We start from the raw sequence: 25,960 nt of genomic DNA on the forward strand, positions 1-25,960 counted from the left end.
GGGGCGGTCCCCGGCGGTAGACTGAATACCTTAGCGGGTTCCGGTCGAAAGGAGGAGGGGGGAATCTTCGCGGAACCTGGAGAACCCATGACCGGGACGGCGGTTTGCCTCGGCCTTCTCGCCCCCGCCACCGCCGTCGCGGCGACCCAGGCCGCGCTCGCCGCCCTCGGCCGCTTCCCCCGTCGTCGCCAATCCCCGCAGTCCGCCCAGCTTCCGGCGATCGTCGTGCTGATCCCGGCGCACGATGAGGAAGGCAGTCTTAGTCGGGCGCTGAGATCGGTCGCCGAGCAGGAGCACCCGGCCGTCCGCGTCGTAGTCGTCGCCGACAACTGCACCGACCGCACGGCCGACGTGGCGGCCGGGTATGGGGCGCGCGTCGTGACTCGTTCCGACGCCGCGCGCCGCGGGAAAGGGTACGCCGTCGCTGCGGGGCTGCACGCACTCCGGGACGACTCGTTCGACGCCGTCCTGATCCTCGACGCCGATTGCACCTTGAACCGCGCCGCGCTCGCGGAGATCGCGACGACGTTGGCCAGCGGCGCCGGAGTGGTGCAGGCGAGCTTGCGGTCGTTGAACGCCGACGCCGGGCCGGGTGGGTTCGTTGCCGCGGTCGGGTCCGTGGTCGATGCCGCGGTCGCCGCCGGGCGTGAGCGCCTCGGCTTCCGCGGCCGATTGCGTGGCACCGGTATGGCATTCTGCCGATCGGCCCTCGGACGTGTCCGCTGGGCGACGGCGAGTCCGGTTGAGGACGCCGAGTACGAGCGGCAGCTGCGGGACGCCGGGCTGTGCGTGCGCTACTGCCCGGGCGCCGAGGTGTCGGCCGCCGCCCCGCCGCGGCTCAAGGACCTGTGCCGCCAGCGCCGCCGCTGGGCTGCCGCGGGGCCGGCAGAAAGCAAGCCGCTCGGGCTGGTGCTGGCGGCTGCGGCGGTGACGGCTGCGCTGGCGCTGAGTCAGTTCGTCGGATGGGCGTGCGCGCTGGCGGCGACGCTGATTCTGCTCTACGGCAGTGCGGCCGCCGAAGTGGGGCTGACGCGCCGGCGGCTGGGGTTCGCGCTGGCGGCACCCGTGGTCGTCGGGCGCCTGGCGTGTGTCGCCGTGGCGGGGTGGCTGAAGCCGGACCGCGGGTGGGAGCCGGCCCGTGCCGGGTGATCCTGCCGTGATCGCCGGCGTCGTGCGTGGCTCGACGCGCCCGAATCTCTTGAAGCGGCTGGTGCTGCCCCCCGGTCCTGCCGCCGAGCCCGGCCGCGTGCGGCTCACGTTCGACGACGGCCCCCACCCCGCGTACACCCCGGCCGTCCTCGAACGCCTCGCCGCCCACGGCCACGCCGCCGCCTTCTTCCTGGTCGGCCGCCGCGCCGCGTCCGCGCCCGAATTGCCGGCGACGATCCGCGCCGCGGGGCACGTCGTCGGGAACCACACGTTCAGCCACCCGCGGCTCCCGTGGCGTGACACCGCGGTGTCACATGCCGAATTGAGCCGCTGTCAACGCCTGCTTCCCGACGCGACGCACTTCCGCCCGCCGTTCGGCCGGCTGACGCCGGGACTCTGGCGCGCCGCCCGCCGGCTCGGCCTCACGCCGGCGGGGTGGTCGCTCGACCCCCACGACTGGCGCTGCCGCACGCTGGCCGACGCCGCCGCGTGCGCCCGCGGCCTGCTCGCATCGGCCCGGCCCGGAGACGTGATCCTGCTCCACGACGACCGGCCCACGGTGCTGCCGTTACTGGACGTGCTCCTGCCGGGCCTCCGCGACCGCGGCCTCGTCTAGAATGTCGGCGTGATGTCCGACCTCGACGCCCTCGTCCGCGCCGTCCTCGACCGCCCCGACGACGACACCCCGCGCCTCGTCTACGCCGACGCCCTCGACGACCTCGGCGACGCCGGCCGGGCCGCGTTCGTCCGCCTCCAGGTTGAAGCGGCCCGCGGCGAGGCGTGGGAATCGGCGGCGATCCGCGCCCGCTGCTTCCGCGGGAATCCCGGCGAGGAGTGGTGGAACTCGCTGCCCGAACTACCCCACGGCCTCCAGTGGGCGATGCCGCCGTTCCGCCGCGGCTTCCCCGCGGCCGTTCAGGCCACCGACGGGGCCGCGTTCGTCGCCGCCGCGGGCACGCTGTTCGACATCGCTCCCGTGGAGTCGCTGGAACTATTGTCCACCCCCGCGGGCGGTGTCGCCGCACTGGCCGCGTGCCCGGGGCTGGCCCGACTTCGCCGACTCGTGATTCGCGCGGGCCTCGGGCAGGCGACGGCCCTCGTCCTGCTGAACTCGCCCCACCTGGCCGCGCTCGACGAACTGGTGATCGGCGCCGCCCTCACCTCGGCCCAGACGGCGCGGGCCGTGACGGCGTCGCGGGCGTTTCGACGACTTCGAACGTTTTCCTACCGTGACGAGTCTCAAGGAGGGGCGCTGGTGTCGGCCCTCGCCGCTCTCCCCGACCCGCCGCCTCTGCGGTCGCTCGACCTCCAGGGGAACCGCCTCACGCCCGCCGGGTTGCGCCGGCTCTTCGACTCGCCGATCGCGGCCGGGCTGGAATCGCTCGACATCTCGGACAACCACCTCGGGGCGGACGGGTTCCACGAACTGATCGTCCGCGACCCGCTCCCCGCGCTCCGCCGGCTCGACGCGATGCGGACCGGCCCCGGCACCGCGGGCGTCGCGGGGTTGGCGGGGCAGCCGCTGTTGCGGCGCGTCAGAGTCTTGAATTTCGGCGGCAACGCACTTCGACCCGTCGTGGGCACCGTCCTACGAGCGATGCCCCTGAGCGAGATTCGCGTCCTCGACCTGCGCGACAACCGCCTCGGCGACGAGGGCGCGACTCAACTCGCCGGGGCGCGGTGGCTGACGGGACTGCTTCAACTGGACCTGTCAGAGAATGACATTGGCGCGGCCGGGGCCGAGGCTCTGGCGGCGGGACACGAGTTGGGCGGACTGATCGAGCTCGATCTGGGTGGGAATCCGATTCCGAGTACGTCTCGGAAGGCTCTTCGCGACCGATTCGGCGACCGCGTGTTGCTCTGACCGACGGAGCCAGGGCGTAAACCGACAGTGAGTTCATTGCCCGGGGGACGGCCAGAATCGGTCCGCCTCGCGTTTCAGGGCGCCCCACGCCTGCCATTCTTCGACCGTCGGCATGTCGGGGCCGTCCACCAGGGCGCGAAGGTGGTCCAGTTCGCGCATGCGGGTCATCGCCGCGGCTCTGGCGTGGGGCGTTGAGTCGTCGCCGGTTGACATCATCCCGACGGACGCACCGACGCGGCGGGCCAGGGCGTCGATCTCGGCGCGGGCCGCGGCGCGGTGCCGGTCGCGGTGCGGCTCGCTGACGAGCCACACCCGCTGCGTCGCCCACCGCGCCGCCCTCGCCGCCTCCGGCCGCAGCGGCTCGGCCACAGCCGCGGGATCGACCGGCTTCGGCTTGTAACGCAGCGGCGCCCACTCGTCGCCGTACCACATCGCGGTCAGCAGCCCGGCCACGCAAAGTGCCGGGGTCAGGACCAGCAGCCCGGAGGCGAGCAGCTTCCACGGTCGGGGGTTGAAGCGGATCGCGTTTAGGAGCCCGGCGCCGACGAAGCCGACGAGTCCGCCGGCGGCGTGGCCCTCCCAACTGACCTGCGGCAGGAGGCAGACGCCGGCGTTGAGCAGGAACGCGAAAAGTAGTCGACGGCCCATGTCGGCGGCGAGGTCGGCCGGAAGGTCGTCGCGGAAGTGGACGTACCACGCCAGCACGGCCCCCATCAGCCCCCAGATAGCGCCGGACGCGCCGGCCACGATGACTGGCACGTCGCCGGGGCCCTCGAGCGGCCGCGCCGCCATCGCCGCCGTGGACGCGGCGACGCCGGCGAGGACGTACAAAAGCACCGCCCGCCAGCGGCCCCAGAACAACTCGGCGGCAGGGCCGGTGGTGCCGAGGAGAATCATGTTCAGGGCGATGTGCCAGAACCCGGCGTGGACGAACATGCTGGTGCCGAGCCGCCACCACTGGCCGTTCAGCAGGTCCTGCGCGGAAACCGCCCCGACCCGCTCCAGGACGCTGACCCACGGCGCCCCGAGCGCCCCGGCCGGCGACTGCTTCCACTTCAGCGCCACGGCGACCCCGACCGCGTACCACAGGACGTTCAACCCGATGAGGACGGGCGTGACGAGTGGCGGGCGGAAGTCGAGGAGGCCGGCGAGCGTGGGGGAGACGGGCTCGAACCCGGCCGGCGTCGGTACGACGGCGCGGGCCGCGACGCGCTCGCCGTCCGGCGTTGCGACGTACCCCTGTCCGGCGCCCTTCTCCCACGCCGCGACGCGGACGAGGCCGGCGTTGCGCAACTCGGCGAGGGCGTCGTCGAGTGCCGTGCGTGGGGCGCCGGTCAACTTGACGTGTGCGGAGGGGAACCAGGGCCGGCCGGCGGCGACGACGGCGCGGAGTATCGCGTCGGCGCTGGGCCGGTCGTCGGCGGGCATGGGGGCACCTCGGTCGCCAGGTTCTCGGCGTCATTGTGCCGAACGGGCGGGGGGTTGTCGATCGGAACCGGACGGGTTTCATTGGGTCGATCGCACGCCGCCCTGTTGACGACTGGGGGTGGTGCTCCTACGATGGTTTCTTTCCGCGACCGCGCCTACCGCTGGTCCCCGCAGAATGTCGCCGGCCCCGCTGTCGTCCGCCGCGTTCGCCGACGCCGTCCTCCGGCTGTCGCGCGTCCGCGGGCCGGTGGTGGTGAAGCTCGGCGGCAGCGCGATGGAAGACCCAGCCGCGACCGACGCCTGTCTGCGGTCTGTGGCGACGCTTCACCTCCTCGGCGTTCCCGTGGTGCTGGTCCACGGCGGCGGCAAGCCGATCGACCGGGCCATGGCCGACGCCGGCCTGACGCCGCGGAAAGTCGCCGGCCGCCGCTACACGGACGATGCAACGCTCGCCATCGTGAATCGCGTCCTTGGCGACATCAACCGCGACCTGGTCCGCCGGCTCGAGTCCCTTGGCGTGGACGCCACCGCGCAGATCGATGCGGATTACTTCCCGCTCCACGGCGAACTGTTGAAGCTGCCGAACCCCGGTGGCGAGCCGATCGACCTGGGCTGGGTCGGTTACGTCACCGCGGTCGATACTGCGCCGCTGACGGTCGAAGTGATCGAGCGCGGCGAAGTGCCCGTGATTCCGTCACTCGCCGAGTGTTCGGAGTGTCCCGCGGGTCGGCTCAACGTCAATGCCGACACCGCGGCATCCGCTGTGGCAGGCGCGCTTCAGGCTGAAAAGGCAGTCTTCCTCACCGACACGCCCGGCGTTCTGCGGAACCGCCACGAACCCGCGTCACTGATCCCGCGTCTGACCGAAGTCGAGTGCCGCGCACTCATCGCTTCTGGGGTGATCGACGGCGGCATGGTGCCGAAGGTGGAGGCGTGCTTCGAGGCGCTTGCCGCCGGGGCGCAGTCCGCTCTCATCCTCGACGGCCGGGTGCCGTACTCGCTCCTCGACGTGTTCCTGCACGACCGCTTCACCGGGACCGAAATCACCCGGTAGCCTCGGAGCCCCCATGCCCGCGACCGACACACTGACCAGCCCCCAGGTCATCGACCTTGCGAAGCGCTTCCTGATCGGCAACTACACGCGGTACCCGGTGTGCCTGGTCCGGGGCGAGGGCTCGTGGGTGTGGGACGCCGAGGGGAACCGCTACCTCGACTTCTTCCCCGGCTGGGGCTGCGGCATCCTCGGCCACTGCCCGCCGCGCGTCGTGGAGGCAGTGCGGGAGCAGGTGAACACGCTCATTCACGTCCCGAACACGTGGTACACCGAGCCGCAGGCGTTGCTGGCGCAGGCGCTGTCGGAGCGGACAGACTTCGGCGGCGTGTGCTTCTTCTGCAACAGCGGCGCGGAGGCGAACGAGGCCGCGATCAAGCTCGCCCGCCTGAACGGCAAGCCGAAGGGGAAGTACAAGATCCTCACCTTCACCGGCAGCTTCCACGGCCGGACGATGGGTGCGCTGTCGGCGACGGCGCAGCCCAAGTACCACGCCGGCGTCGAGCCGATGCTGCCGGGTTTCGTGTACGCCCCGTTCGGCGACCTGGCCGCGGCCGAGAAGGCGATCGACGCCGAAACCGCCGCCGTGCTGCTCGAACCGATCCAGGGTGAGGGCGGCATCAACCTGCCGCCAGCCGGGTTCCTCGAAGGCCTCCGCGAGCTGTGCGACCGCCACGGCATGCTGCTGATGCTCGACGAGGTGCAGACCGGCATGGGCCGCACCGGCGCGTGGTACGCCCACCAGCACTGGAACGTGAAGCCCGACGTGGTGACGCTGGCGAAGGCGCTGGCCGGCGGCGTGGCGATGGGCGGCGTCATCGCCACGCCCGAGGTCGGCGAAAAGCTGAAGCCCGGCACCCACGCCGCGACCTTCGGCGGTAACCCGCTCGCCGCCCGCGCCGCCCTCGCCACCATCGAGACGATCGAGCAGGACGGCCTGCTCGACCGCGCCGTCCGCATCGGCGAGCGGTTCGCCGCTCGGTTCAATGCCCTGAAGGCGAAGTGCCCCCACGTCCTCGACGTGCGAGTAAAGGGGACGATGATCGGCGTCGAGCTGGCGACCGACGGTGCGGCCGTGGTGCAGGAGTGCCTGAAACGCGGCCTGCTGGTGAACGCCACGCACGGCACCGTGCTCCGCCTGCTGCCGGCGATCAACCTCGCGGACGAGCAGATCGACGAGGGCTGCGACATCCTCGACGACGTGATCCTGAACCTGAAGGCGTGAGCCTCCACAGTCTGGTTTCGATTCACCGGAGCCCGCGGGCAGAACCCGCGGGCTCGCCACCTTGAAGGGGTTGAACCCCGATGACGCACTTCCTGAACCTCATCGACCTGTCCGCGGACGAGGTCAAGCACCTGCTGACCGAGGCGGCCCGGTTGAAGACCGCGCACGCCCGCGGCATCCCGACGCGGACGCTCGCCGGCAAGGTGGTCGGCCTCATCTTCGAGAAGCCGAGCCTGCGGACGCGGGTGAGCTTCGAGAGCGGCATCGCGCACCTCGGCGGCACGTCGCTGTACCTGCCGGGGAACGAGGTCGGCCTCGGCTGGCGCGAGACGCACGCCGACTTCGCCCGCACCATCGCCCACTACCTCGACGCGCTCGTGCTGCGCGTCTACCGTCACGACACCCTGGACGCGGTGGCGCAGCACGCCTCCGTCCCGGTCATCAACGCGCTGTCCGACTGGTCGCACCCGTGCCAGGCGCTCGCCGACCTGCTGACGATCCAGGAGCTGTTCGGCTCCGTGGAGGGCCGCACGGTGGCGTTCATCGGCGACGGCAACAACGTGGCCCGGTCGCTGGCCGTGGGCTGCGGCCGGCTCGGGGCGAGGTTCGTCCTCGGCTGCCCCGCCGGCTACGGCTTCGACCCGAAGTTCAAGGCCGACTACGTGGCGCGGGTGGCGAAGGACTTCCCGGCCGAGGTGAACGACGCGGCCGCGGCGGTGAAGGGGGCGGACGTGATCTACACCGACGTGTGGACCAGCATGGGCCAGGAGGCCGAGCGCGAGGAGCGGCTGAAGAAGTTCGAGTCGTTCCAGGTGAACGCGAAGCTGCTGGCCCAGGCCGCCCCCGGGTGCAAGGTGCTGCACTGCCTGCCGGCCCACCGCGGCGAAGAGATCACCGACGACATCATGGACGGCCCCGCCGCCGCCGTGTTCCCGCAGGCCGGCAACCGCCTCCACACCCAGAAGGCGGTGCTGGGGTGGCTCCTCAAGTAACCTGGTGACCCATGCCCCGCCCGAACGGCCGCCGACCCGACCAACTCCGCCCGCTCTCCTTCGAGCGCGGCTACACCGGCAACGCGCCCGGCTCGGTCCTCGTGCGCTGCGGTCGGACGGCCGTGCTCTGCACCTGCTCCGTCGAGCCGAAGGTGCCGGACTTCCTCGTCGGAAAGGGAAAGGGCTGGCTCACCGCCGAGTACGGCATGCTCCCCGGCTCGACGCACAGCCGCAAGCCGCGCGACAAGGCGGGTAAGGTGGACGGCCGCGGCGTCGAGATCCAGCGGCTCATCGGTCGCAGCCTGCGGGCCGTCGTGAACCTCGCCAAACTCGGCGAGCGCACCCTGTGGATCGACTGCGACGTGCTTGAAGCCGACGGCGGCACCCGCACCGCGGCCATTAACGGGGCGCTCGTCGCCGTCGTGGACGCCGTCTCGAAGGTGCAACTCCCCGTGCGCGAGGTCATTTCCACGAGCGTCGGGGCGGTGAGCGTCGGCGTCGTGGACGGCGAGCCGCGGCTCGACCTGGAGTACGTCGAGGACGTGGCCGCGGACGTGGACCTGAACCTCGTCATGACCGGCGCCGGGGCGTTCATCGAGGTGCAGGGGACCGGCGAAGAAGCCACGTTCTCGCGCGACGAACTCAACCGCCTGCTCGAACTCGGTGAGGCCGGCATCCGCAGCATCACCACCGCCCAGCAGGCCGCCCTCGGCGACCGCTGGCCGTTCTGATCATTCCGATCGCTTTCATTGTGTGCCGCCGACCCCCCCGGGGGGTCGTGGCACGCATTGAGTCAAATACACAAATTCATGTCGAAGCTACGTTGAGGCGCAACTCCTTATCGCTCTGCCAAATACATCAACGCCCCGTCCGCCAGAAGGGCATGTTCCGGTTCGGGCATCTCGGCCGCGGGTCGGAGTCGGAGCGCACGGGCGTCTTGGAGCCGTCTCAAACCCTCGTGGAAACTCGGCAGCGTGAGCTCCGGGTAGCGACCGTGGACGGCGGCGAAGAGCTCCGGTAGCGGGCACGCCGAGCCGTGCCCGACCGAGCGCCGGCGGTCGAGGCATTCGAGCGCCCACGCGGCCCACGGTACGACGCCGGTGAGCGTGTCGGAGACGGCCGGTGCCTGCAACTCGCTGCGGCGGATCGCGGCGTCGATGCGGTCGGCGAGGTCGTCCAGCCGGCGGAGCAGGGCGGCGGCGTGGCTCTCGAAGCGGGCCGACAGCTGCGCCACCTCCTGCCGCGCCTCGTCGAGCCACGCCGGGACGCCGGCGCGGGTCGCGGTCAGCACGTCCTTCAACTCCAGCAGCGCGGCCCGCGGCGAGTCGTGTTCGTGTACGAACGGCGCCGCCTTCGGCGTCGCCGTCACCCACTCGGTGATGATCTTGCCGCGGACCTCCGTGCGGACCGTTTCGAGAAGCCCGTCCTTCAGCGCCGCCAGCGCCACCTCCGCCGACTCGCCGGTGCGCGACGGGAACAGGCCGGGCAGCTTGCCGGAGCGGAACAGGCGGTGCTCGCCGGGTGTGGCGAGTGCGGCCTTGAGCGCGGCGAGCAGAACGTCGGGGGCGTCCATGCGGGTGTCCCGGGGGTGAACCGGGCGTACTGTAACCGTGTCCCGTCGGAAAAGGAAAGCCCGGAGCCGTCGATGCCCGCCCCGCAGTCCCGCCCGCGCATCCTCAGCGGCGTCCAGCCGTCCGGCAAGCTCCACATCGGCAACTACTTCGGCGCCATCAAGCAGCACATCGCCCTGCAAGACGAGGGCGAGGCTTTCTACTTCATCGCCGACTACCACGCCCTCACCTCGCTGAGGGGCGCGGAAGACGCCGAGGCCGGTGCCGCCGCGAAGAACAAGAGTTTGACTGCCCGCCCGGCCCGTGAGATCCTCCGCGACAACGTCCGCGACGTGGCCCTCGACTACCTCGCCCTCGGCCTCGACCCGGCGAAGGCCACCTTCTACCGCCAGTCGGACGTGCCCGAGGTGTGCGAGCTGGCGTGGTTCCTGTCCACCGTCACCGGCATGGGCCTGCTCGAACGGGCCCACTCGTACAAGGACAAGGTGGAGCGCGGCATCGCCGCCGGCGTCGGGCTGTTCACCTACCCGGTGCTCATGGCCGCGGACATCCTCATCGTGCGGTCGCACCTCGTGCCGGTCGGCAAGGACCAGGTGCAGCACCTGGAGATGACCCGCGACATGGCCGGCTACTTCAACCAGGCGTACGGCGAGGTGTTCCCGGTGCCGAAGGAGCGGCTCGGCGAGGCGGCGGTGGTGCCCGGCACGGACGGGCAAAAGATGAGCAAGAGCTACGGTAACACGATCGACATCTTCGCCGAGGGGAAGGCGCTGAAGTCGGCCGTGATGGGGATCAAGACCGACTCGACGCCGGTGGACGAGCCGAAGCACCCGGACGCGTGCAACGCCTTCGCGCTCTACCGCCTGTTCGCCGACGGCCGGGAGGTCGAGGAGATGGCCGACCTGTACCGCGAGCCGATGCGCGGGGCCGACGGGCGCGGCGGCCGGCCGTTCGGGTACGGCGACGCGAAGCAACTGCTGCTGGCGAAGATCGAGGCGTACTTCGCCGACGCGCGCGAGCGCCGCAAGGAACTGGTGCGGAACCCGGCGCTGGTGGAGGAAGTGTTGCAAGCCGGGGCGAAGCGGGCGCGTGAGGTGGCCCGCGTGACGATGCAACTCGTGCGGCGGGCGGTCGGGATGACGGACCGGCCGACTTGATGTGAGGGCGAGCCGGGGGCGTCAGCCCCCGGGTTTTCCTTCGAGCGCGGAGAGAGAATCTGGCGGCTGACGCCCCCGGCTCGCCACGCGTTCGCGCCCGGCGTGAACTGTGCCCGGCTCACGCCCCCCATCCCGCAAAACCCGTCCGACGGACCAATTCCTGTCCTAACCTTGAGTGAGCCGGAGCCGCCGGGCCACCCCGGACGGCGGCGACCGGCTGCCAACGGCTCCAATCATGCCGCGTTCGTCCGCCCCGTCCGAGGGTGCAGTCGTCGGCGTCGCCTGCCCGCACTGCGGTCACCGCCTCACGCTCCGCAACGCGAAACCCGGCCGCTTCCGGCCGAAGTGTCCGGGGTGCGCGCGGGCCTTCCTCCTGACCGTGCCGACGAACGCCGGCGACGGTTGCGCAGTCGCGGAGATTGCGGATCCCGCGACGGCCGCGGAGGCGAACGGGCAGACGATCGCGCACCGCCCCGCGACGCCGGTCCAGACGCCCGCGCCGAAGTCGCAAATCGATCCCGCCCCGCCGCAGGTTCGACCCCAAGAACCGCGGTTCGCCCCACCACGCGCCAGTGTCCCCGGCTACCGCGTCGAGAAAGAACTCGGCCGCGGCGGGATGGGGACCGTGTACCTCGCCCGCCAGCTGTCGCTGGACCGGCCGGTCGCGCTGAAGTTGATGGCGAAGCGGTACGCGGCCGACCCGAAGTTCGTGGCCCGGTTCACGCGAGAGGCGTTCGCCGCGGCCCGGCTGTCGCACCCGAACATCGTCCAGATTCACGACATCGGGGAGGCCGACGGCGCCCGCTTCTTCAGCATGGAATACGTGCCCGGCCGGTCGCTCTCGGACCTGATCGCGGAGCGCGGCAAGCTCGACCCGGAGACGGCCGTCGGCTACGTCCTCCAGGCCGCCCGCGGGCTGCGGCACGCCCACGACCGCGGCATGGTCCACCGGGACGTGAAGCCCGACAACCTGCTCCTCGACGGCCAGGGGCTCGTCAAGGTCGCCGACCTGGGGCTCGTCAAGGTTCACGGCGACGACACGCCGGCCGCGTCGACCGGCCCCGCGTCGTCGCGGCCCGACCTGACCGGGTTCCGGATGGCCCTCGGCACGCCGGCGTACATGTCGCCGGAGCAGTGTCGCGACGCCACCGCCGTCGACCACCGGGCCGACATCTACTCGCTCGGCTGCACCCTGTACGTGCTCCTCACCGGTCGCCCGCCGTTCGACGGGACGACGGCGGTGGAGGTGATGAGCAAGCACGCCTACGAGCCGCTCGTGCCGCCGGAGCGGATCGTCGCCCGGGTGCCGGCCGAGCTGTCGTCGGTCATCCTGCGGATGATGGCGAAGGACGCCGCCGAGCGGTTCCCCGACATGGGCGAGGTCGTCCGCACGCTCGAGGACTGGCTGGGCGTCCGCTCCGCGGCCGGCGGGTTCGTGCCGCGCGAGGAGCAGATCACGCGGCTCGAAGGGTTCGCGCACGCCTTCGTCACCGCCCCCGCGGCGGTGCTCCGCGGGCGCGTCGTCGCCGGCGGGGTGGTCGGAACGGTGGCGCTGGCGGGGCTGTTGCTATTCTTCGGGAAGCTGGTGTGGGCGTTCGCTCTGGTCGCAGCGCTGGCCCAGTTCGGACTCGCGTCCTTCGTGTTGAACGGCCTGTCGGCCCGCGGACCGGTGTTCACGCGGGTGCGCCAGTTCGCCGCCGGGCTGGGCTGGGCGGACCGCGGCATCGCCGCCGCGGGCGCGGGGTTGTTCGTGCTCCTGCTCGCCATGTCGGGTGCGTTCTGGCACACGGCAGCGGCCGGCGTCGTCGGCCTCGGGCTGGCGCTGGCCGTGCGCCGCTGGCTCGACCGGCGGGCGGAGGCGCAGCGGGCCGACCCACTCCGCGGCACCGAGCGCCTGGTGCGGCAGCTGCGGGCGCAGGGGCTGGACGAGGACGAGGTGCGGCTGTTCGTCGCCCGCTTCGCGGGGCGGTACTGGGAAGAATTCTTCGAGGCGCTGTTCGGCTACGAGAGCAAACTCCTGACCCGAGCCGTGCTCCTCCGCGGCGGGTCGGCCGGCCGGCGGGAGAAGTTCGCCGCGTGGCGCGAGCCGCTGCTGGCGCTCATCGACCGCGTGGAGCGGGTCCGGCGGGAGGCGCGCGACCGGCGCCTCCTGGAAGCCGTGGAGCGCGAGCGGTTGCAGGCCGAGGGCGTGGGCCGCGCCGAGGCCGAGCGCCAGGCGGCCGTCGCGGCCGCGGCGATCGTACGCGAGGCGGAGCGAGTCCGACGCGTCGCACCTGCCGCGGCGGCACCCGCCGCCGACTTCGACTTCGCACCGACCAGCCCGAACCTGTTCACGCGCGTCGTCGGCTGCTGCGTCGGCCCTGCGGTTCGTGCACTCGGCGCGGCCGTGCTGCTGGCCGGGTGCGGGCTGTGGGCACACCAGAACGGGTTGTTGCCGGGGATGGAGGCGGGCCGCCGGGCCGTGGCCGCGGTGGAGGCGCAAGACCTGGGAACGCTGCACGAGGTGGCGTCGGAGGCGGGGAAGGTCGTGGCCGCTCCGCTCGTCGTGGACGGCGTGCCGGCGGGGCTGACGGCGTGGGCCGACAGCTGGAACGTCGGCCTCGCCGGCCTGCTGCTGCTGGGGTCGCTGTGCTTCCGCGGCAACCTGATGGGGCTGCTCGTACTCGCCGGGGCGGGTCTGGTCGTGGCCGGGCACCACCTCGGCATCCAGACGGTCGAGCCGCTCCGCGAGTCGCACGTCGGGCTGATGCTTGGCTCCGTCGTCGCGTTCGTCGGCTTCCGCACCGGCACTCGCTAGCGGCCGACCAGCAGGAGGCGGCCGTCGGCGAGCGTCAGCTTCCAGCCGGCGGCCACGCGCTCGACGCGGCTCGCGCCGTATGACAGCCGCAGATCGAGCGCCTGCCGCACTTCAGCGTCGTCCCACATCTCGCCCGCCGGAACCCGCGGCGGCAGCACCCGCCCCACCAACTCCGCGAGGCCCGGCGGCGTCGGCGTGACCGGCAGCAGGACGCCGTTGGCGTCGAGCAACCGAGGCTCGCCGGCGGTCGTGGTCACGGCCAGAACCGGCGTGCGGAAGCGGAGGGCGGCGCGGACGCCGCCTGGTACGGCCGTCACGGCTTCCACCGACTCGACCCACGGGTGCCGGGCGAATCCGGCCGCGAGGCGGTCGCGGTCGGCGGCGTCCAGCGCGCTGACGGTCTCGGGCAACTCGCCCGCGTACCGGACCTCGGCGAGGAACGTCGCCCGGTCGAGGCCGGGCGGGGAGTCGCACGTGATGTCGGCGAACGGAACGCGGTAGCGGTCGCGGCCGCCGATGCGGCGGAGGGCGTCGCCGCCGATTACGTTCAATGTGACCAGCACGGCCGCAGCCACGGCGAGCGTGATGAGGACGGCGAGACCGGCCCGCCACCGGCGTTGAGGCGGGGCGGGCGGCTTGCGGCGCGGCACGGCGGCCTCCTACCAGACGTGCAGTTCGCGGTCGAGTTGCACGCCCGTCCGCTCCTTGACCCGGGCCCGGACGTGATCGACCAGTTGCAGGATGTCGGCCGCGGTCGTACCGGGGTGGGCCACGACGTAGTTCGCGTTCCGCTCGCTCAGTTCGGCCCCGCCGACGCGGGACTTCGCCAGCCCGGCCCGGTCGATGAGCGCGGCCGCGGTCTTCCCCGGCGGGTTGTGGAACAGCCGGGCCGCGTGCTGGAAGCTCAGCGGCTCGGTCGTCTTCCGCACGATCCACGACTTCCGCATCCGCTTGAGGATCGCCGCCGGGTCGTCGCGGTCGAGGGCGAATTCGACGGCGAGAATGACCGGCTCGTCCAGGTCGCTGCCGTGTTCGGAAAAGGTCAGCTCCTCGCGGGTGCGGGTCTGCACCTTGCCGGCTTCCGTCAGCACGGTTACGCTGCGGACGGCCTGCGCGATCTCGCCCGACTTGTCGCCGACGTTGCAGCGGACGCTGCCCCCGACGGTGCCGCGGATGCCGACGAGCGTTTCGAGCCCGGCGAGCCCCTGGCGGACGGCGAAGGCGATCAGGTCGAACAGCTGGCCGCCGCCGCCGGCGACGACCTTCTTGCCGTCCCACTCGATCATCGTGAACGCGGCCGACGTGAGGCGCACGACGGCGCCGGGGACGGGGTCGTCGCGGACGAGGAGGTTGAAGCCGCCGCCGAGCATCCGCACGGGGATGCTGCCGTCGCCGCACACCTTCAGCACGGCGCGGAGGTCGTCCACGTCGGTCGGTTCGACGAGGAACTCGGCCGGCCCGCCGATCTTGAGTCGGGTGTGCGGGGCGAGCGGCTCGTTGCGGCGGGTGATCTCGGGGAACTGGTCGGCCAGCGAGGGCATGGGGCGGCTCCGAACCACGGTATGGGGGACAGTTTATCGCGCCCCGGCCGTTAATCCCGCCGGCCGGGCGCAGTTGACATGGCGAAGGCCTGTCACCCGCCCGGAGGGCCGACGATGAAGCTGTTGGAGCAGGTGCTGTTCTGGGTTCATGGCATGTCCGCGGCCGCGTGGTTCGGCGCGATCTTCTACCGGTTCGCGGTCGTGGACGGGAAGGCCGCCCGCTACTTCACCGACGCCGCCGACTACGAGCGGTTCTGCACCCACCTCGCCCACGGGATGCGCTACGTGGTGACCGCCGGGATGCTCACCTGCGCCGCGTCGGGGTTCGCCCTCGCGGGAGTGCGGTGGACCCCCGACAGCGCTGGGTGGCTCGGGCTGATGGCGGCCAAGGTGGTCGTGCAGGTCGCCGCGGTGGGGCTGTTCGTGTACGTGTCCTACGTCCACTGGCCGTGGCGGAGCATGGCCGCGCCAGACGAGTCGGCCCGCTACCGCCGCGAAGGGCAGCGGCTGGCGGGCGCGATGGTGGCACTGTCGGGGCTCGGCTTCCTTCTCGGGCAGGCGTGCCGGCTCTACTAGCGCGACGCGGCCTGCGGGCGGGTGTGGGCCAGCATGTCGCGGCAGGCCTTCTCACACTTGCGGCACTCGTCCGCGCAGCGCTTCATCATCGGGTCGGCGGCGTGCTTCTCGCAGGCGTCGCCGCAGCGCTTGCACACGTCGGCGCAGGCCTGACAGATGGCGTCGGAGTACGGCCCGGAGCGGGCGGTGATCGCCGACGCGGCCGCGCACACGGTCGCGCAGTCCTGACACGTCCGCACCGTTTCCAGGTGCTCCTTCTTGCCGTCGGCCACCAGGCGGGTGCAGTGCGCGCCGCAGGCCTCGCACAGCCGGGCGCAGTCGTCGCAGGCCTTGGCGCAATCCTGGAAGTGCTGCGCGTGCTCGTGGGCCTTCGGTTGCGCCTTGCTTTCCTGAGCACGGCCGGTGCCGAGGCTCACGAGGCCGGCGGCGGCGAAGCCGAGTACGGCGGCGAGGGACAGGCGGGACATGACATTCCTCCGGGGGAGCGGAACCGGGCGATAGTCCGCGAACCGTGTGCCCGATTTCTGTGCGAGGGCCAAAATGTGACGCCGGCGCTTGACGTATAACTTTTTCATAACTAGTATCGATGTCGAGAGGCGGATTTCATTCTGTCATTCCGGCCCGACCGATCCGGGGGTTCGCCATGAGTCGCCGCCGCGGGTTCACGCTGATCGAGCTGCTGGTCGTCATCGCCATCATCGCCGTGTTGATCGGGCTGCTGTTGCCCGCGGTCCAGAAGGTCCGCGAGGCCGCCGCCCGGACGCAGTGCCAGAACAACCTCAAGCAGGTCGGCATCGCCATGCACGCCTACCACGGCGCGTACGGGTACTTCCCGCCCGGCTACACGTCGGGGGCGCCGTCGCCGAACGCCGAGGGCACCGGACCGGGCTGGGGCTGGGGGGCGCACCTGCTGCCGTTCATGGAACAAGAGCCGCTCTACCGGCAGGCGAATCTCGCGCTCGACATTTCACACCCGTCCAACGCCGCGGTCCGCACCACGAGTCTGAAGGGCTATCTGTGCCCCTCGGACGCACCCCGCGCGCCGACGTTCACGGCCGTGGCCGACGGCGGCGCCGCGATCTGCGAGGTGGCGTTCGCCAACTACGTCGGCCTCGGCGGCGTCTACGAGGTGACGGACAACCCGGACGTGAACACCGGCGTGCTGCTCCGCAACAGCCGGTTCCGCGTCGCCGACATCACCGACGGCACGTCCGGCACGCTGATGGTCGTGGAGCGCACGAGCCGCCGGTCGCCGATGACGACGTGGGTCGGGGCGGTGACGAACAGCGTGAACCCGCCGGTGACTCCCGGTTACGACGACGAGGGGCCGCCGACGCTGTGCCTGACGAACGTGGGCGAGCCGGACGAGGGGCGGACGCCGAACAACCCGCTGGTTCACGTGGAGGACGCCGGCAGCCAGCACACCGGCGGCGTCAACGCCCTGTACTCGGACGGCTCCGTCCGCTTCATCCGCAACACCATCAGCCCGGTGACGTGGTCCGCGCTCGGCACACGGGCCGGTAGCGAAGTCGTCACCGACAACTGAGGCCGAACCGATGTCCGCCTCACCCGCCGGCCGCCGCACGCTTGTGGCGGCCGGCGTCGTTCTGCTCGTGGCCGCCGCCGGCGCCGCCTGGTACTTCACCCGCGGCGACGAGGTCGCCACCCTGCGCGGCCACCGCGGGCCGGTCCGTGCCGTCGCCTTCGCCCCGGACGGCACCCTCGCGTCCGGCGGCGACGACGGCACGGTCCGCCTGTGGGACACGGCCGGCCGGCGCGAACTCCGCTCGCTCGCCGGCCACTCGGGGCGGGTGCGGGCGCTCGGCTTCGCGGCCGGTGGCGTGCTCGCGTCCGTCGGTGACGACCACACCCTACGACTGTGGGACTGGCATGCCGGAACCGAGATCGGGACCGCGCCCGGAGGCGCGAAGGCACTCGAGTCGCTGGCCGTCTCGCCGGACGGCAGCGTGGTCGGGGCCGGCGGCGTGGAAGGCGTCGTGCGGTTGTGGAACGTCGCGGACCGGTCGCCGTTGAAGGCGCTGACCGGGCACAAGAAGCACGTCCACGCGCTGACGTTCCTACCCGACGGCAAAACTCTGCTGTCCGCTGGCGACGACGGCACCCTGCGCGTGTGGGACTGGCAGAAGGGGGCCGCGGCCGGTCAACTGGCGATCGGCCCGCGGCACGTCCACTCACTCGCGGTGTCGCCCGCCGGGGATGTGGTGGCTGCCGCGACCGGGGCCGGAGTCAAGCGCTGGGCGTTGTCGGGGCGGACGGAGTTGCCACCGCTGGAAGGCTCGGGCATGGCGGTCGGCGTGGCCTTCGCCGGAGACGGGTCGGTGCTCGCCACGACGCACGAGGACGGCACCGTCCGCGTGTGGGGGGCCGCCGACGGCAAGCAACTGACGAGCTACCGCGGGCACGACAAGGTGGTGCTGGACGCGGCCGTGTCGCCGGACGGGCGGCTGGTCGCCACGGCCGGCGGGGACGGCACGGTGAAGCTGTGGCCGGTGCCGGGACGCTAAAACACGGCGAGCCGACCGCCGTCAGGCGGCGGGTGAGGCGTTACTGCTGCCTCACCCGCCGCCTGACGGCGGCCGGCTCGCCTGGCGCTACGTTGTTACTTCTGCTTCAGCGAATCCAGATACTCGATCAGGTCCACGAACTCCGACGGCGCCATCGCCGCGGCCTGCCCCTCGGGCATGCTGCTCTGCTTCAGCGCCACCCGCGTGTCGATGTCGTCCAGGCGGATCACCCGCCGCATCATCCCGTCGAAGATCGTCAGGTCGGTCTTGTTCTCGGTCACGAGCAGCCCCGTCACCGTCTTGCCGTCGAGCGTCACGATGCGGGTGGACACGTACTTGGCGTCCACCTCGGCGTTCGGGTCGATGATCGACTCGATGATCTTGGTCCGCGGCATCTTCGCGGCCACGCCGGCGAGGTTCGGGCCGTAGTCCTGGCCGTCGCCGTTGCCGACCTTGTGGCACGCGATACACCCGCGGGTGAACACCGCCCGGCCGTTGGTCGCGTTCCCCTTCAGGCCGGCGAGTGCGGTCATGGCGCGGTTCTTGACCTCGGCCGGCTGCGGCTCCGCCGACAGCAGAATCCGCAGGTGCGGGGCCGCGGCGCCGCCGGCCTTCGACGACGCCAGGATGCCGACCATTAGTTCTTCCGCGGCCTTGTTGTCCTTCACCTTCCCGGCCAGGAACGTCGGCCGCCACGTCGCCTCGGTGGCCCCCAGCGACGCTTCGAGCGTGTACTTCGTCCAGTAGTCGAGCGGCATCCGCGCCGCCGCCAGCATGGCGTCCGTCGATTCGGTCGAGTTGAAGAAGCTGAGCCCGCGCAGCGCCTCGGTGCGGACGCGCGGGTGTGGGTCAGTCGCCGCGGCCTTGAGAATCGGCAGCGCGTCCGCGATGTAGCCGCGGTCGTCGGCCGCGACGCGAACCGCCGCCGCGCGGGCCTCGTGGGCCTTTGACCCGAGCACTGCCTTCAGCAGCTCCGGCTGTACGGCGTGGTGACCCTGCTGCACCCACAGCGCCTCCGTCCGTAGCCGCTCGAAGTCCTTCCCGTTGGGGTCGAGCTTCGCTACCCACTGCGACGTGCCGGCCAGCACCTCCGCGGTCGGCCGGTCGCGCAGCTCGCGGCGGGCGTTGTACCTCGTTCGCCACTCGTACTCGGTGAACTGGTTCAGCAACTCGGGCACCGTCTTGCCGAACTGCGTCACCGGCGTCAGCGGCTGCTTGTCCACGCCGATGAGCCGGTAGACGCGGCCGCGGGTGTGGTCGCGGCTCGGGTCGCGCTGGCTGTACTGCATGTGGCCGATGAGGGCGTTGGCCCAGTCGCCGAACCACAGCGCGCCGTCCGGCCCGATGTGCGGGTCGGCCGGGCGGAAGTGCTTGTCCGGCGACTTCACCAGGTCCGAGTTCTTGCCGTCGGCCCCCTTCACCCGGGTGCCCATGAACCCGGCCCCGTCGTCCCTCATGGTGTAGCGCGGCAGGCCGTTCAGGTTGATGACGCAGGCGTAGGTGAACTGCTTCTGCACCTCGTCCGGCAGCGCCCGCGACACGAGCCACTCGCTGCCGAGGTTCGGCCGCTCGCCGTTGGGGAGGATGAAGTTGATGCCTTTACGGCCGCTGAACTGCGCCCCGGAGAGCGGCGTGTCCCACGTCTGGTTGGCGGTGGTGCCGTCGCCGACGATCCCCTGGCCCCACTCGTCGAACACGTAGCACCACATGTTGTACATGCCCGGCAGGCTGAACTGCCGCACCTTCTGGTTCCGCGGGTCGATGACGTACGTGCCGCCCGCCCCCTGGCTGCGGTGCGGCCCGAACGGCGTCTCCAGCGTGGTGCTCATGGCGATGCCTTCGAGCAGGTGGAGGTAGCCCCCCGGACCCCACTCCCAGCCGCCGCGGTGGTGCGTGTCGTCGCTCGCCCAGCCGTCGAACAGGTGAACCACCAGGTCGGCCTTGCCGTCGCCGTCGGTGTCCTTCAGCCACAGGATGCGCGGCTGATCCATCACCAGCACGCCGCCGTTCCAGAACTCGAATCCGGTCGGGCAGTGGAGCTGGTCGTAGAAGACGGTGCTCTTGTCCGCCTTGCCGTCCTTGTCGGTGTCCTCCAGGATCACGAGCTTGTCGTTCGGCTTCGGGTCGCCCGGCTTCCACAGCGGGTAGTTCGGCATGCACGACACCCACAGCCGGCCCTTGCTGTCGAACCCGAGCTGCACGGGCTTGGCCAGCTCGGGGAATTTCGTCTCGTCCGCGAACGGGATGATGCGCATGCCCGGGGCGACGGCCGCGGTGCGGACAAACTCCTCCGGCGTCTGGTACTTCAGTTCGCCGGGGTTCTCGCTGTACTTCTGGCCGGGCTGGCCGAACCGCGTCGGCGGGGTGAACAGCTCGCCGGTCTTGCTGTCGTCCACGCCCGCGGACACCGCCTTGCCGGCGGCGATGTCCCAGACGTAGCGGTCGCGCACGGCCGCCATCGCGCGGAGCTTGGCGTACTCCTTCGGGAACGTCTCGGTGTCGTAGGTCCGCCGGCCGCCGTAGACGTACCAGCCGTTGAGCATCCGGTAGTCCTGCTGGTGCACGAACGACTTGTCCACCACCGCCGCCCGCAACCGAGCGTCGATCGCCGGGGGCGGCCCGCCGAACAACTTGCCGTACAGTAGCGCCGCGAGGAACAGGTCGCCGTCCTCGTTGAGGTGGCAGCCATTAATGGTGAACTGGAGTCCGGGCTGAGCCTGGAACATGGCGAGGGTGTCGGCGAAGGCGTCCACGAACGCCAGCTTCCGCCGGTCGGCCACGGCCTTCACCGCGGCGGCGTACAGCTTCAGGTTGTCGTTCTCGGCCTTGCCCGACGGCAGGAAGCGCTGATCGACCGGGAGCGTCGGCGTGATGCCGAGCGCGGGGTCGGGCGCCTCGAAGGCGACCGGCGACACCAGCACGAAGCGCGGCTTGCTGCCGCTGCTGTCGCGCTGGTACTTCCGGCTGTAGTCGTCGAGGAACCGCTCGTAGTCCTGCTCGAACTTGGCGACGCCGTCCTTGCCCGCGAACGACTCGTTGAAGCCGAAGAAGCACAGGAACGTGTCCGGCCCGAAGGCGTAAAGCGGGTCGTCGATCTTGGTGTAGTCGCCGGAGCGCTGCTGAATCGCCACCTCGTCCGCGGGGCGGCCGAAGTTGCGGACGACGAGTTGCTTGTCGGCGAACCGCTTGTGCAGCATCGCCTCGAAGTTCCCGAACAGGTTCATCCGCTCGGCCGTGCTGTTGCCGACGAGCGCAATCCGCTCGCCTTGCAGCAGCGCGAGCGGCAGCGCGCTCGGCGGCAGCTCGGGCCGCTTCGGCCGGTCGGCGGTCTGCTTGGGCTCGGCCTTCTTCTTCTGGGCGTCGGCCCCGGACGGGGCGTAGGCCGAGAATGCGACCGCGGCCGCGAACAGCGCGGCGGCGCGGGCCAGCTTCGGGAGGGGCATAAAGGGACGGCTCCGGCGGGCGGGAGGGTTCGCGGCTTAGTGTACCTCACGACTTCGTGAACGGGAACCGCCCCGGCCCGCGCGGCTTCGGCGGCCCGTACCCGCCGGCCTTGTCGTAGGCGCGGACGTAGTCCACCAGCATCTCGGCCGGGAACGGGGTGTTGCGGTCGGGGTTGCCGAGGAACTGGCCGCCGACGGCGACGTTCATGATGAGGTAAAACGGCTGGTCGAACGGCGCCGGCCACGGCAGCAGGTCCGATTCCGCGGTGGGGTTCACGCCCTTGGTACCGGCCACTTTGCCGCTCGACCACCAGAACGAGTGCGAGCCGTAGACCTTGCCATCGACCGACCACCGAAACTCGCCCGGCTCCCACTCGACGCCGTAGACGTGCCAGTCGGCGATGGTCTGCCCTGCGGGGAAGACGTGCTCGCGGCTCGTGTGCGTGTTCGCCGGCCAGCGCGACCCGTAGTGGAGCGTGCCGAGCACCTTGGTCGGCTCCTGCCCGCGGGCCTCCATCACGTCGATCTCGCCGGAGGTCGGCCACGGGCCGTACTTGTCGTCCTGCGGCAGCATCCACAGCGCCGGCCACACGCCCTTTCCGGTCGGCAGCTTCGCCTTGAACTCGACCTTGCCGAACTTCTGGGCGAACAGCGCCGTGCCGTCGCGCTTCTTCGACCGCAGCCGGGCCGACGTGTACCCGCAGCCGTGCAGCGACTCCTTCACCGCGCGGACGTGCAGGTGGCCGTCCTTCACGAAGGCGTTGCTCGGCTCCTTCGTGTAGTACTGCAGCTCGTTGTTGCCCCAGCCGCTGATCCACTGGTTGGCGTCGTAGTTGAAAAACCCGTTGCCCAGGTCGAAGTCCCACTTCGCGGGGTCGATCGTGGTGCCGTCGAACTCGTCGGCCCAGCTCTGTTTCCAGTCGGCCGCGGGTTGCGCGTCGCCGGGTGTGGCGGGGAAAAGGCCCGCGACAAGGGCAAGGAGGAGGAGGCGGCGCACGGGAAACTCCGGGAGTTAAACGGGAGCCGCGATGAGGCCGATGAACCCCATGAGCGCGGCGACCGCGGCGAAGATGAGCAGCGTGACCCACCAGCCGGGGAAGGTGGACGGCGGCGCCGGTGGGGCGTTCGGGTCGGGCGGCGGGTCCTTCACCATGCCGCCGAGTACCAGCACCAGGCCGACCAGACACAGGCTCGCCAGCAGCCTACACACCGGCGGCAGGCACGCGAACGGCGGCGTCATTCGCCCGCCCCGTCGCGCCGGGCCGCGGCCATGTCGCGGTGGATGCGGCGGCGGATCAGGAACTCGTCGTCGGCCAGCCAGCCGCGGACCGCGGGGCCGAGGGCGAAGTCGTCCGTGACCACGGCGCGGACCACCGTGTCCACCAACTCCAGCGGCTTGAGCGTGAAGTAGCGGTTCGTGGAGCCGGTGGTGGAGACGCGGTCGAGTTGCTGGAACAGTTCTTCGAGCCGGCCCAGGGCGACGCGCGGCGGGGCGAACCCGAGCGCGTCGGCGTAGCCGATGGCGAGCTCGGTACGGTCGCGGTCGTCGTCCGATTTCGGCGCGAACAGGAGGCGCCGGCGGGCGTCGTCGAGGAGGCGGGTCGCGGCGTCGTCGTCGCCGGCGGCGAACCAGCCGACCGCGATGCCGAGCCGCGCCGGCGGCAGCGGGGCGTCGGCGGGCCAGTTGCCGCGGTCGGGGTCGAGTCGGTCCAGAATCGCCGCCGAATCGGCCGACATCCCCAGCTTGTGGAACGCCCGAAACACCGGCCTCGCGGAGCGAACGAGCGCGGCGCGGACGGTCGCCTGGGCGCCCGCGTGGCGGGCCAGGTAGTCGGCCACGGGCCGCAGTTCTGCCGCGAGCCCGTACCGCGCCGCGGCCCCGGCGGCGCCGACGAACAGCCGGGCCAGGTACTTCGGGAGTCGGTCGACGCGCTCGGCCTCCGTCCACCGGCCGACCTGAAGCCAGGCGTCGAACCACGTCGCCGCGGGGACGACGTGGCCGAGCGTCTCGCGGACGGCCCCTTCGTCGAGCCGACCGGAGGCGTCGAGCAGCGTCAGGGCCACGCGCGGCACGGTGGCCGAACACGGGTCCGCGGCGCAGACGTCGAGTAACTCGCGGGCCTCCCGCCGGCTCGTGGTGGGGTCGGTGTTGTCCGCGAGCAACTGTAACCGTTCGCCGAGCCGGTCGGTGCCGCGGACCGGGCGCACGTCGTACCCGCGGAAGCCGACGCCCTCGCGGACCGGTTCCAGGACGCGCGAGTGGTCGCGGAGCCGGTCCACGGCGTGGCGCGCGAGCAGCGGCAGGGCGTCGTACCGCGGCAGCAGGTCGGCCGGGATGCCGCCGGCCGGCGGGCGGCCGTCCTGCACACCACGAATGCGGTCGGCGAACAGGCCGGACAGCACCGCGTGCGTCTCCGGCTCGACGCCCGGCCCCGCGGCCCGGCCCAGCGCCTTCCGCGCCCGCGCCGCCCAGTCCACGGACAGCGACCGCTCGCCGAGGCAGCCGAGCCCCCACGCCAGCATCAGCTGCGCGTACGCGGCCGTGCATTCGGTCTCGGGGTCGATGCCGACCGCCCGCAGCCGGCCCGCCGGGCCGAGTCGTTCGACCCAGTCCACCACGGGCTTCTTGACGCGGACGAGCCAGTCGCGGGCGGTGCGGAACCGCTCGGGCGACGCGGTGCCGTGGAAGCGGAGGAACGACGGCCCGTCCAGGTCGAGCCCCGGTCCCTTCTCGCGGAGACGGGCCACGAGTCGGTCGCGCCACCGGGCCAGCCCGAGGGCGTCGCCGCCGCTCAGCCGCGTCGCCCCACGCCGGGCCAGCCACGCGGACCGCGCCGGCAGGTCGTCGAACCGCTCGTCCAGCAGCGCGAGCACGCGCGGCAACTCGCCGATAAGTTCGGCCGGCGGCTGCGCCGCGAACGCGGCGCGGGCGGTGTACGCGGCCACGACGCGGGCCACCCCGACGCGGCCGGGGTCGGCGAGCAACCGCTCGAGCGGCTCGGCCGGCGGGCGGCGGGCGGAGCGACATTCGGCCGCGTACCACTCGTCGAGCCAGTCCGTCGGCGGGGCGTCGGCCTCCCACGCGGCGTTCGCCCAGCACACCGCCGCATCCCCGGCGTTCCCGGTCGCCCCGTACACGCCGGCGAGTTCCGCCCACGCCGCCGCCCGCTCTTCGGGGCCGAGCCGGTGAACTGACCGCACGAGCCGGGCCTCGAGTTGCTGTCGCCGGGCGGCGCGGTCGGCACCGTGGAGCAGGACATCGACCGACGCCGCCGGACTCGCCGGCCTCGTTGCCGCCGCCGCGCTCGGCCGCGGCGCCGTGGGTTTGGCGGGTCGCCATGCGGCTAGCCGGCCGAGCGTGCGGGACAGCCACCCGCCGTGCGCAGCCGGATCGAGCTGCGACTCGTCCAGTGGGTACGCCGGCAGGGGCGCGAGTTCGACCTCGTCGAGGGTCGTGTCGTCGGCTTCGTCCGGCGTGTCGGCATCGAACCCGGCGAGAGCGAACGGGTCCGGCCACACGCCCGAAGCGACCAGCGGCGTGGCGGTCGGGGCGGTGTACGACACCCAGCCCGTGAGCGGCCGGAACGCCGAGCGCGGGACGGATCGCGTTACGAGTTCCGCGCCGGCGGCGTCTGCCCAGGTGAGATGATCGTCGCGGATGTTCAGCAACCGGGCCAACTCACGCGGGCGGAGCGGAGGGTGAAGTGCGTGACCGGCCGGGACGAAGCACCCGGCCGCCAGCGGGTCCGGCTGATAGCCCCTGAGCAGAATCGGCAGCGGCCCAGCGGCGGGGCCCGCGCACCGGACCACGAGCCCGTCCCGGCAGACGGCCACCTCGTACCCCGCTAGCGTGCGCTCCGCAGCTTCCCGGCAGAGCTGCCGCACTGCTTCGGCGTCGGCGTTCGGCACCACCCACAACTGCGGCTCCGCCGGCTCGGCCGACCGACGCAGCCGGACTCGGACCTCGATGCGGGGTAGTACGCGATCCGGCGGCCGCGCGGTTGCGGGGCCGGCGACGGCGAACGACTCGAGTTTGGGGTCGGGGACGCCGGCATGGAACGTGACCGACCGCGGCGGCCGCAGCAGCAGGACGTGGCCCGGCGGCAACGTGAAGCCGTCGGGGTACGGGTGCTCCCACCCCGCGATTACCCAAACGCCGCGGGCCTGCTCGGTAAACAGCTCGACTCCCGGTTCGGTCGCGCGATCGACCAGGTCGGCCGGCGGGTTCTCGCAGCGGACCCACGTCCGCCGGTCCTCGCCGGGCAGTTGTCGCACGCCGACGGGCCGCGGCCCGCCGCGGGAGAGTGCGCGAAGGAATCGACCGACGAGTTCGTCCGGCAGCTCGAACAGCACTTGGTTACCGAGCGGGCCGGTCGCGGGTCGCAGGGGCAGGAGCTCGGCCCAGCCGCCGACCTGTTCGGGGGTGGGGTGACCGCCGCCGAGCGTCTGCACGCCGAAGCGGCCGAGTGCGGCGAGCGTCGATTGCGGGATCGGGGCGGCAGGTTCGACCCAGAGGCGGCCGAGGGCGTCCCACCCGGCGCGGGCCGGGGCGGCGGTCACCGCGGCCGGCAGCACCCCGCTGGCGAGCACCAGCCGGAGGGCGTCGGGGTTCGGGAAGAAGAGCGCCGGCATGACTGGAAT

At 71.9% G+C, this 25,960-nt stretch carries 21 protein-coding genes; 12 read left to right on the forward strand and 9 right to left on the reverse strand.

What is annotated here, in order from left to right; genetic code table 11:
* Window positions 1–87 precede the first annotated feature (87 nt).
* Genes ETAA1_RS12905 through ETAA1_RS12915 form a run of 3 tightly spaced genes read left to right on the forward strand, consistent with a single transcriptional unit; the run spans window position 88 to window position 3,013 of the window.
* Complete coding sequence (locus tag ETAA1_RS12905) at window positions 88–1,149, forward strand: glycosyltransferase family 2 protein (protein WP_145238620.1); 1,062 nt, start codon at window positions 88–90, stop codon at window positions 1,147–1,149.
* Entirely contained in the window at window positions 1,139–1,765 is a 627-nt protein-coding gene (locus ETAA1_RS12910) for a polysaccharide deacetylase family protein (RefSeq protein ID WP_145238623.1), read from the forward strand. Before ETAA1_RS12905 ends, ETAA1_RS12910 begins: the two co-directional genes overlap by 11 nt.
* Window positions 1,766–1,777: 12 nt before the next feature.
* Entirely contained in the window at window positions 1,778–3,013 is a 1,236-nt protein-coding gene (locus ETAA1_RS12915) for a TIGR02996 domain-containing protein (protein WP_145238626.1), read from the forward strand.
* Window positions 3,014–3,046: 33 nt separating this feature from the next.
* Here ETAA1_RS12915 and ETAA1_RS12920 read toward each other — a convergent pair whose 3' ends face one another.
* Window positions 3,047–4,441 (reverse strand): rhomboid family intramembrane serine protease, encoded by a 1,395-nt coding sequence (locus ETAA1_RS12920; protein ID WP_145238629.1) that lies wholly within the window; start codon window positions 4,439–4,441, stop codon window positions 3,047–3,049.
* A 175-nt stretch (window positions 4,442–4,616) separates the two neighbouring features.
* On the opposite strand from ETAA1_RS12920, the gene argB reads away from it, so the two are divergent.
* The 4 genes from argB (at window position 4,617) to rph (ending at window position 8,440) form a co-directional block, all read left to right on the forward strand.
* Window positions 4,617–5,495: an acetylglutamate kinase gene (gene argB / locus ETAA1_RS12925; RefSeq protein WP_145238632.1), complete on the forward strand. Its 879-nt coding sequence runs from the start codon at window positions 4,617–4,619 to the stop codon at window positions 5,493–5,495.
* Window positions 5,496–5,508: 13 nt separating this feature from the next.
* A complete protein-coding gene (locus ETAA1_RS12930) occupies window positions 5,509–6,717 on the forward strand; it encodes an aspartate aminotransferase family protein (protein WP_145238635.1) in 1,209 nt (402 codons plus the stop codon).
* Window positions 6,718–6,797: 80 nt separating this feature from the next.
* Window positions 6,798–7,709, forward strand: coding sequence for an ornithine carbamoyltransferase (gene argF, locus ETAA1_RS12935; protein WP_145238638.1), 912 nt, complete (start codon window positions 6,798–6,800; stop codon window positions 7,707–7,709).
* Window positions 7,710–7,720: 11 nt separating this feature from the next.
* Window positions 7,721–8,440, forward strand: coding sequence for a ribonuclease PH (gene rph, locus ETAA1_RS12940; RefSeq protein WP_145238641.1), 720 nt, complete (start codon window positions 7,721–7,723; stop codon window positions 8,438–8,440).
* 107 nt (window positions 8,441–8,547) lie between these two features.
* On the opposite strand, the gene ETAA1_RS12945 is transcribed toward rph, so the two are convergent.
* A complete protein-coding gene (locus ETAA1_RS12945; RefSeq protein WP_145238643.1) occupies window positions 8,548–9,282 on the reverse strand; it encodes a hypothetical protein in 735 nt (244 codons plus the stop codon).
* A gap of 72 nt (window positions 9,283–9,354) precedes the next feature.
* Here ETAA1_RS12945 and trpS point away from each other — a divergent pair, with 72 nt between their 5' ends.
* Window positions 9,355–10,437: a tryptophan--tRNA ligase gene (gene trpS / locus ETAA1_RS12950; RefSeq protein ID WP_145238645.1), complete on the forward strand. Its 1,083-nt coding sequence runs from the start codon at window positions 9,355–9,357 to the stop codon at window positions 10,435–10,437.
* Between the two features lie 235 nt (window positions 10,438–10,672).
* Complete coding sequence (locus ETAA1_RS12955; protein ID WP_145238647.1) at window positions 10,673–13,234, forward strand: serine/threonine-protein kinase; 2,562 nt, start codon at window positions 10,673–10,675, stop codon at window positions 13,232–13,234.
* On the opposite strand, the gene ETAA1_RS12960 is transcribed toward ETAA1_RS12955, so the two are convergent.
* Both ETAA1_RS12960 and murB read right to left on the reverse strand, forming a co-directional pair.
* A complete protein-coding gene (locus ETAA1_RS12960; RefSeq protein ID WP_145238649.1) occupies window positions 13,231–13,884 on the reverse strand; it encodes a cell division protein FtsQ/DivIB in 654 nt (217 codons plus the stop codon). The two genes, ETAA1_RS12955 and ETAA1_RS12960, sit on opposite strands and share 4 nt — an antisense overlap.
* 9 nt (window positions 13,885–13,893) lie before the next feature.
* Window positions 13,894–14,775, reverse strand: a complete 882-nt coding sequence (murB, locus tag ETAA1_RS12965) for a UDP-N-acetylmuramate dehydrogenase (protein WP_145238652.1) — start codon at window positions 14,773–14,775, stop codon at window positions 13,894–13,896.
* 114 nt (window positions 14,776–14,889) lie between these two features.
* On the opposite strand from murB, the gene ETAA1_RS12970 reads away from it, so the two are divergent.
* On the forward strand, window positions 14,890–15,351 hold the full coding sequence (locus ETAA1_RS12970; RefSeq protein WP_145238655.1) for a hypothetical protein: 462 nt from the start codon (window positions 14,890–14,892) through the stop codon (window positions 15,349–15,351).
* On the opposite strand, the gene ETAA1_RS12975 is transcribed toward ETAA1_RS12970, so the two are convergent.
* Window positions 15,348–15,818, reverse strand: coding sequence for a four-helix bundle copper-binding protein (locus ETAA1_RS12975; protein WP_145238659.1), 471 nt, complete (start codon window positions 15,816–15,818; stop codon window positions 15,348–15,350). The two genes, ETAA1_RS12970 and ETAA1_RS12975, sit on opposite strands and share 4 nt — an antisense overlap.
* Before the next feature lie 176 nt (window positions 15,819–15,994).
* Between ETAA1_RS12975 and ETAA1_RS12980 the strand changes: the two genes are divergently transcribed.
* Both ETAA1_RS12980 and ETAA1_RS12985 read left to right on the forward strand, forming a co-directional pair.
* A complete protein-coding gene (locus ETAA1_RS12980) occupies window positions 15,995–16,897 on the forward strand; it encodes a DUF1559 family PulG-like putative transporter (protein ID WP_202920862.1) in 903 nt (300 codons plus the stop codon).
* Window positions 16,898–16,907: 10 nt separating this feature from the next.
* On the forward strand, window positions 16,908–17,876 hold the full coding sequence (locus tag ETAA1_RS12985; RefSeq protein WP_145238665.1) for a WD40 repeat domain-containing protein: 969 nt from the start codon (window positions 16,908–16,910) through the stop codon (window positions 17,874–17,876).
* A gap of 95 nt (window positions 17,877–17,971) precedes the next feature.
* On the opposite strand, the gene ETAA1_RS12990 is transcribed toward ETAA1_RS12985, so the two are convergent.
* The 4 genes from ETAA1_RS12990 to ETAA1_RS13005 are packed head-to-tail and all read right to left on the reverse strand — an operon-like array spanning window position 17,972 to window position 25,951.
* Window positions 17,972–21,319 (reverse strand): PVC-type heme-binding CxxCH protein, encoded by a 3,348-nt coding sequence (locus tag ETAA1_RS12990; RefSeq protein WP_145238668.1) that lies wholly within the window; start codon window positions 21,317–21,319, stop codon window positions 17,972–17,974.
* A gap of 46 nt (window positions 21,320–21,365) precedes the next feature.
* Complete coding sequence (locus tag ETAA1_RS12995) at window positions 21,366–22,316, reverse strand: glycoside hydrolase family 16 protein (RefSeq protein ID WP_145238671.1); 951 nt, start codon at window positions 22,314–22,316, stop codon at window positions 21,366–21,368.
* 15 nt (window positions 22,317–22,331) lie between these two features.
* Window positions 22,332–22,559 carry a hypothetical protein gene (locus ETAA1_RS13000; protein ID WP_145238674.1) on the reverse strand — a complete coding sequence of 76 codons (228 nt, stop codon included), beginning with the start codon at window positions 22,557–22,559 and terminating at the stop codon, window positions 22,332–22,334.
* Complete coding sequence (locus tag ETAA1_RS13005) at window positions 22,556–25,951, reverse strand: hypothetical protein (protein WP_145238677.1); 3,396 nt, start codon at window positions 25,949–25,951, stop codon at window positions 22,556–22,558. The genes ETAA1_RS13000 and ETAA1_RS13005 overlap by 4 nt, the downstream gene beginning before the upstream one ends.
* Window positions 25,952–25,960: the final 9 nt, after the last annotated feature.

It is taken from the genome of Urbifossiella limnaea, from assembly GCF_007747215.1.
GTDB classification, from domain to species: Bacteria; Planctomycetota; Planctomycetia; order Gemmatales; family Gemmataceae; genus Urbifossiella; species Urbifossiella limnaea.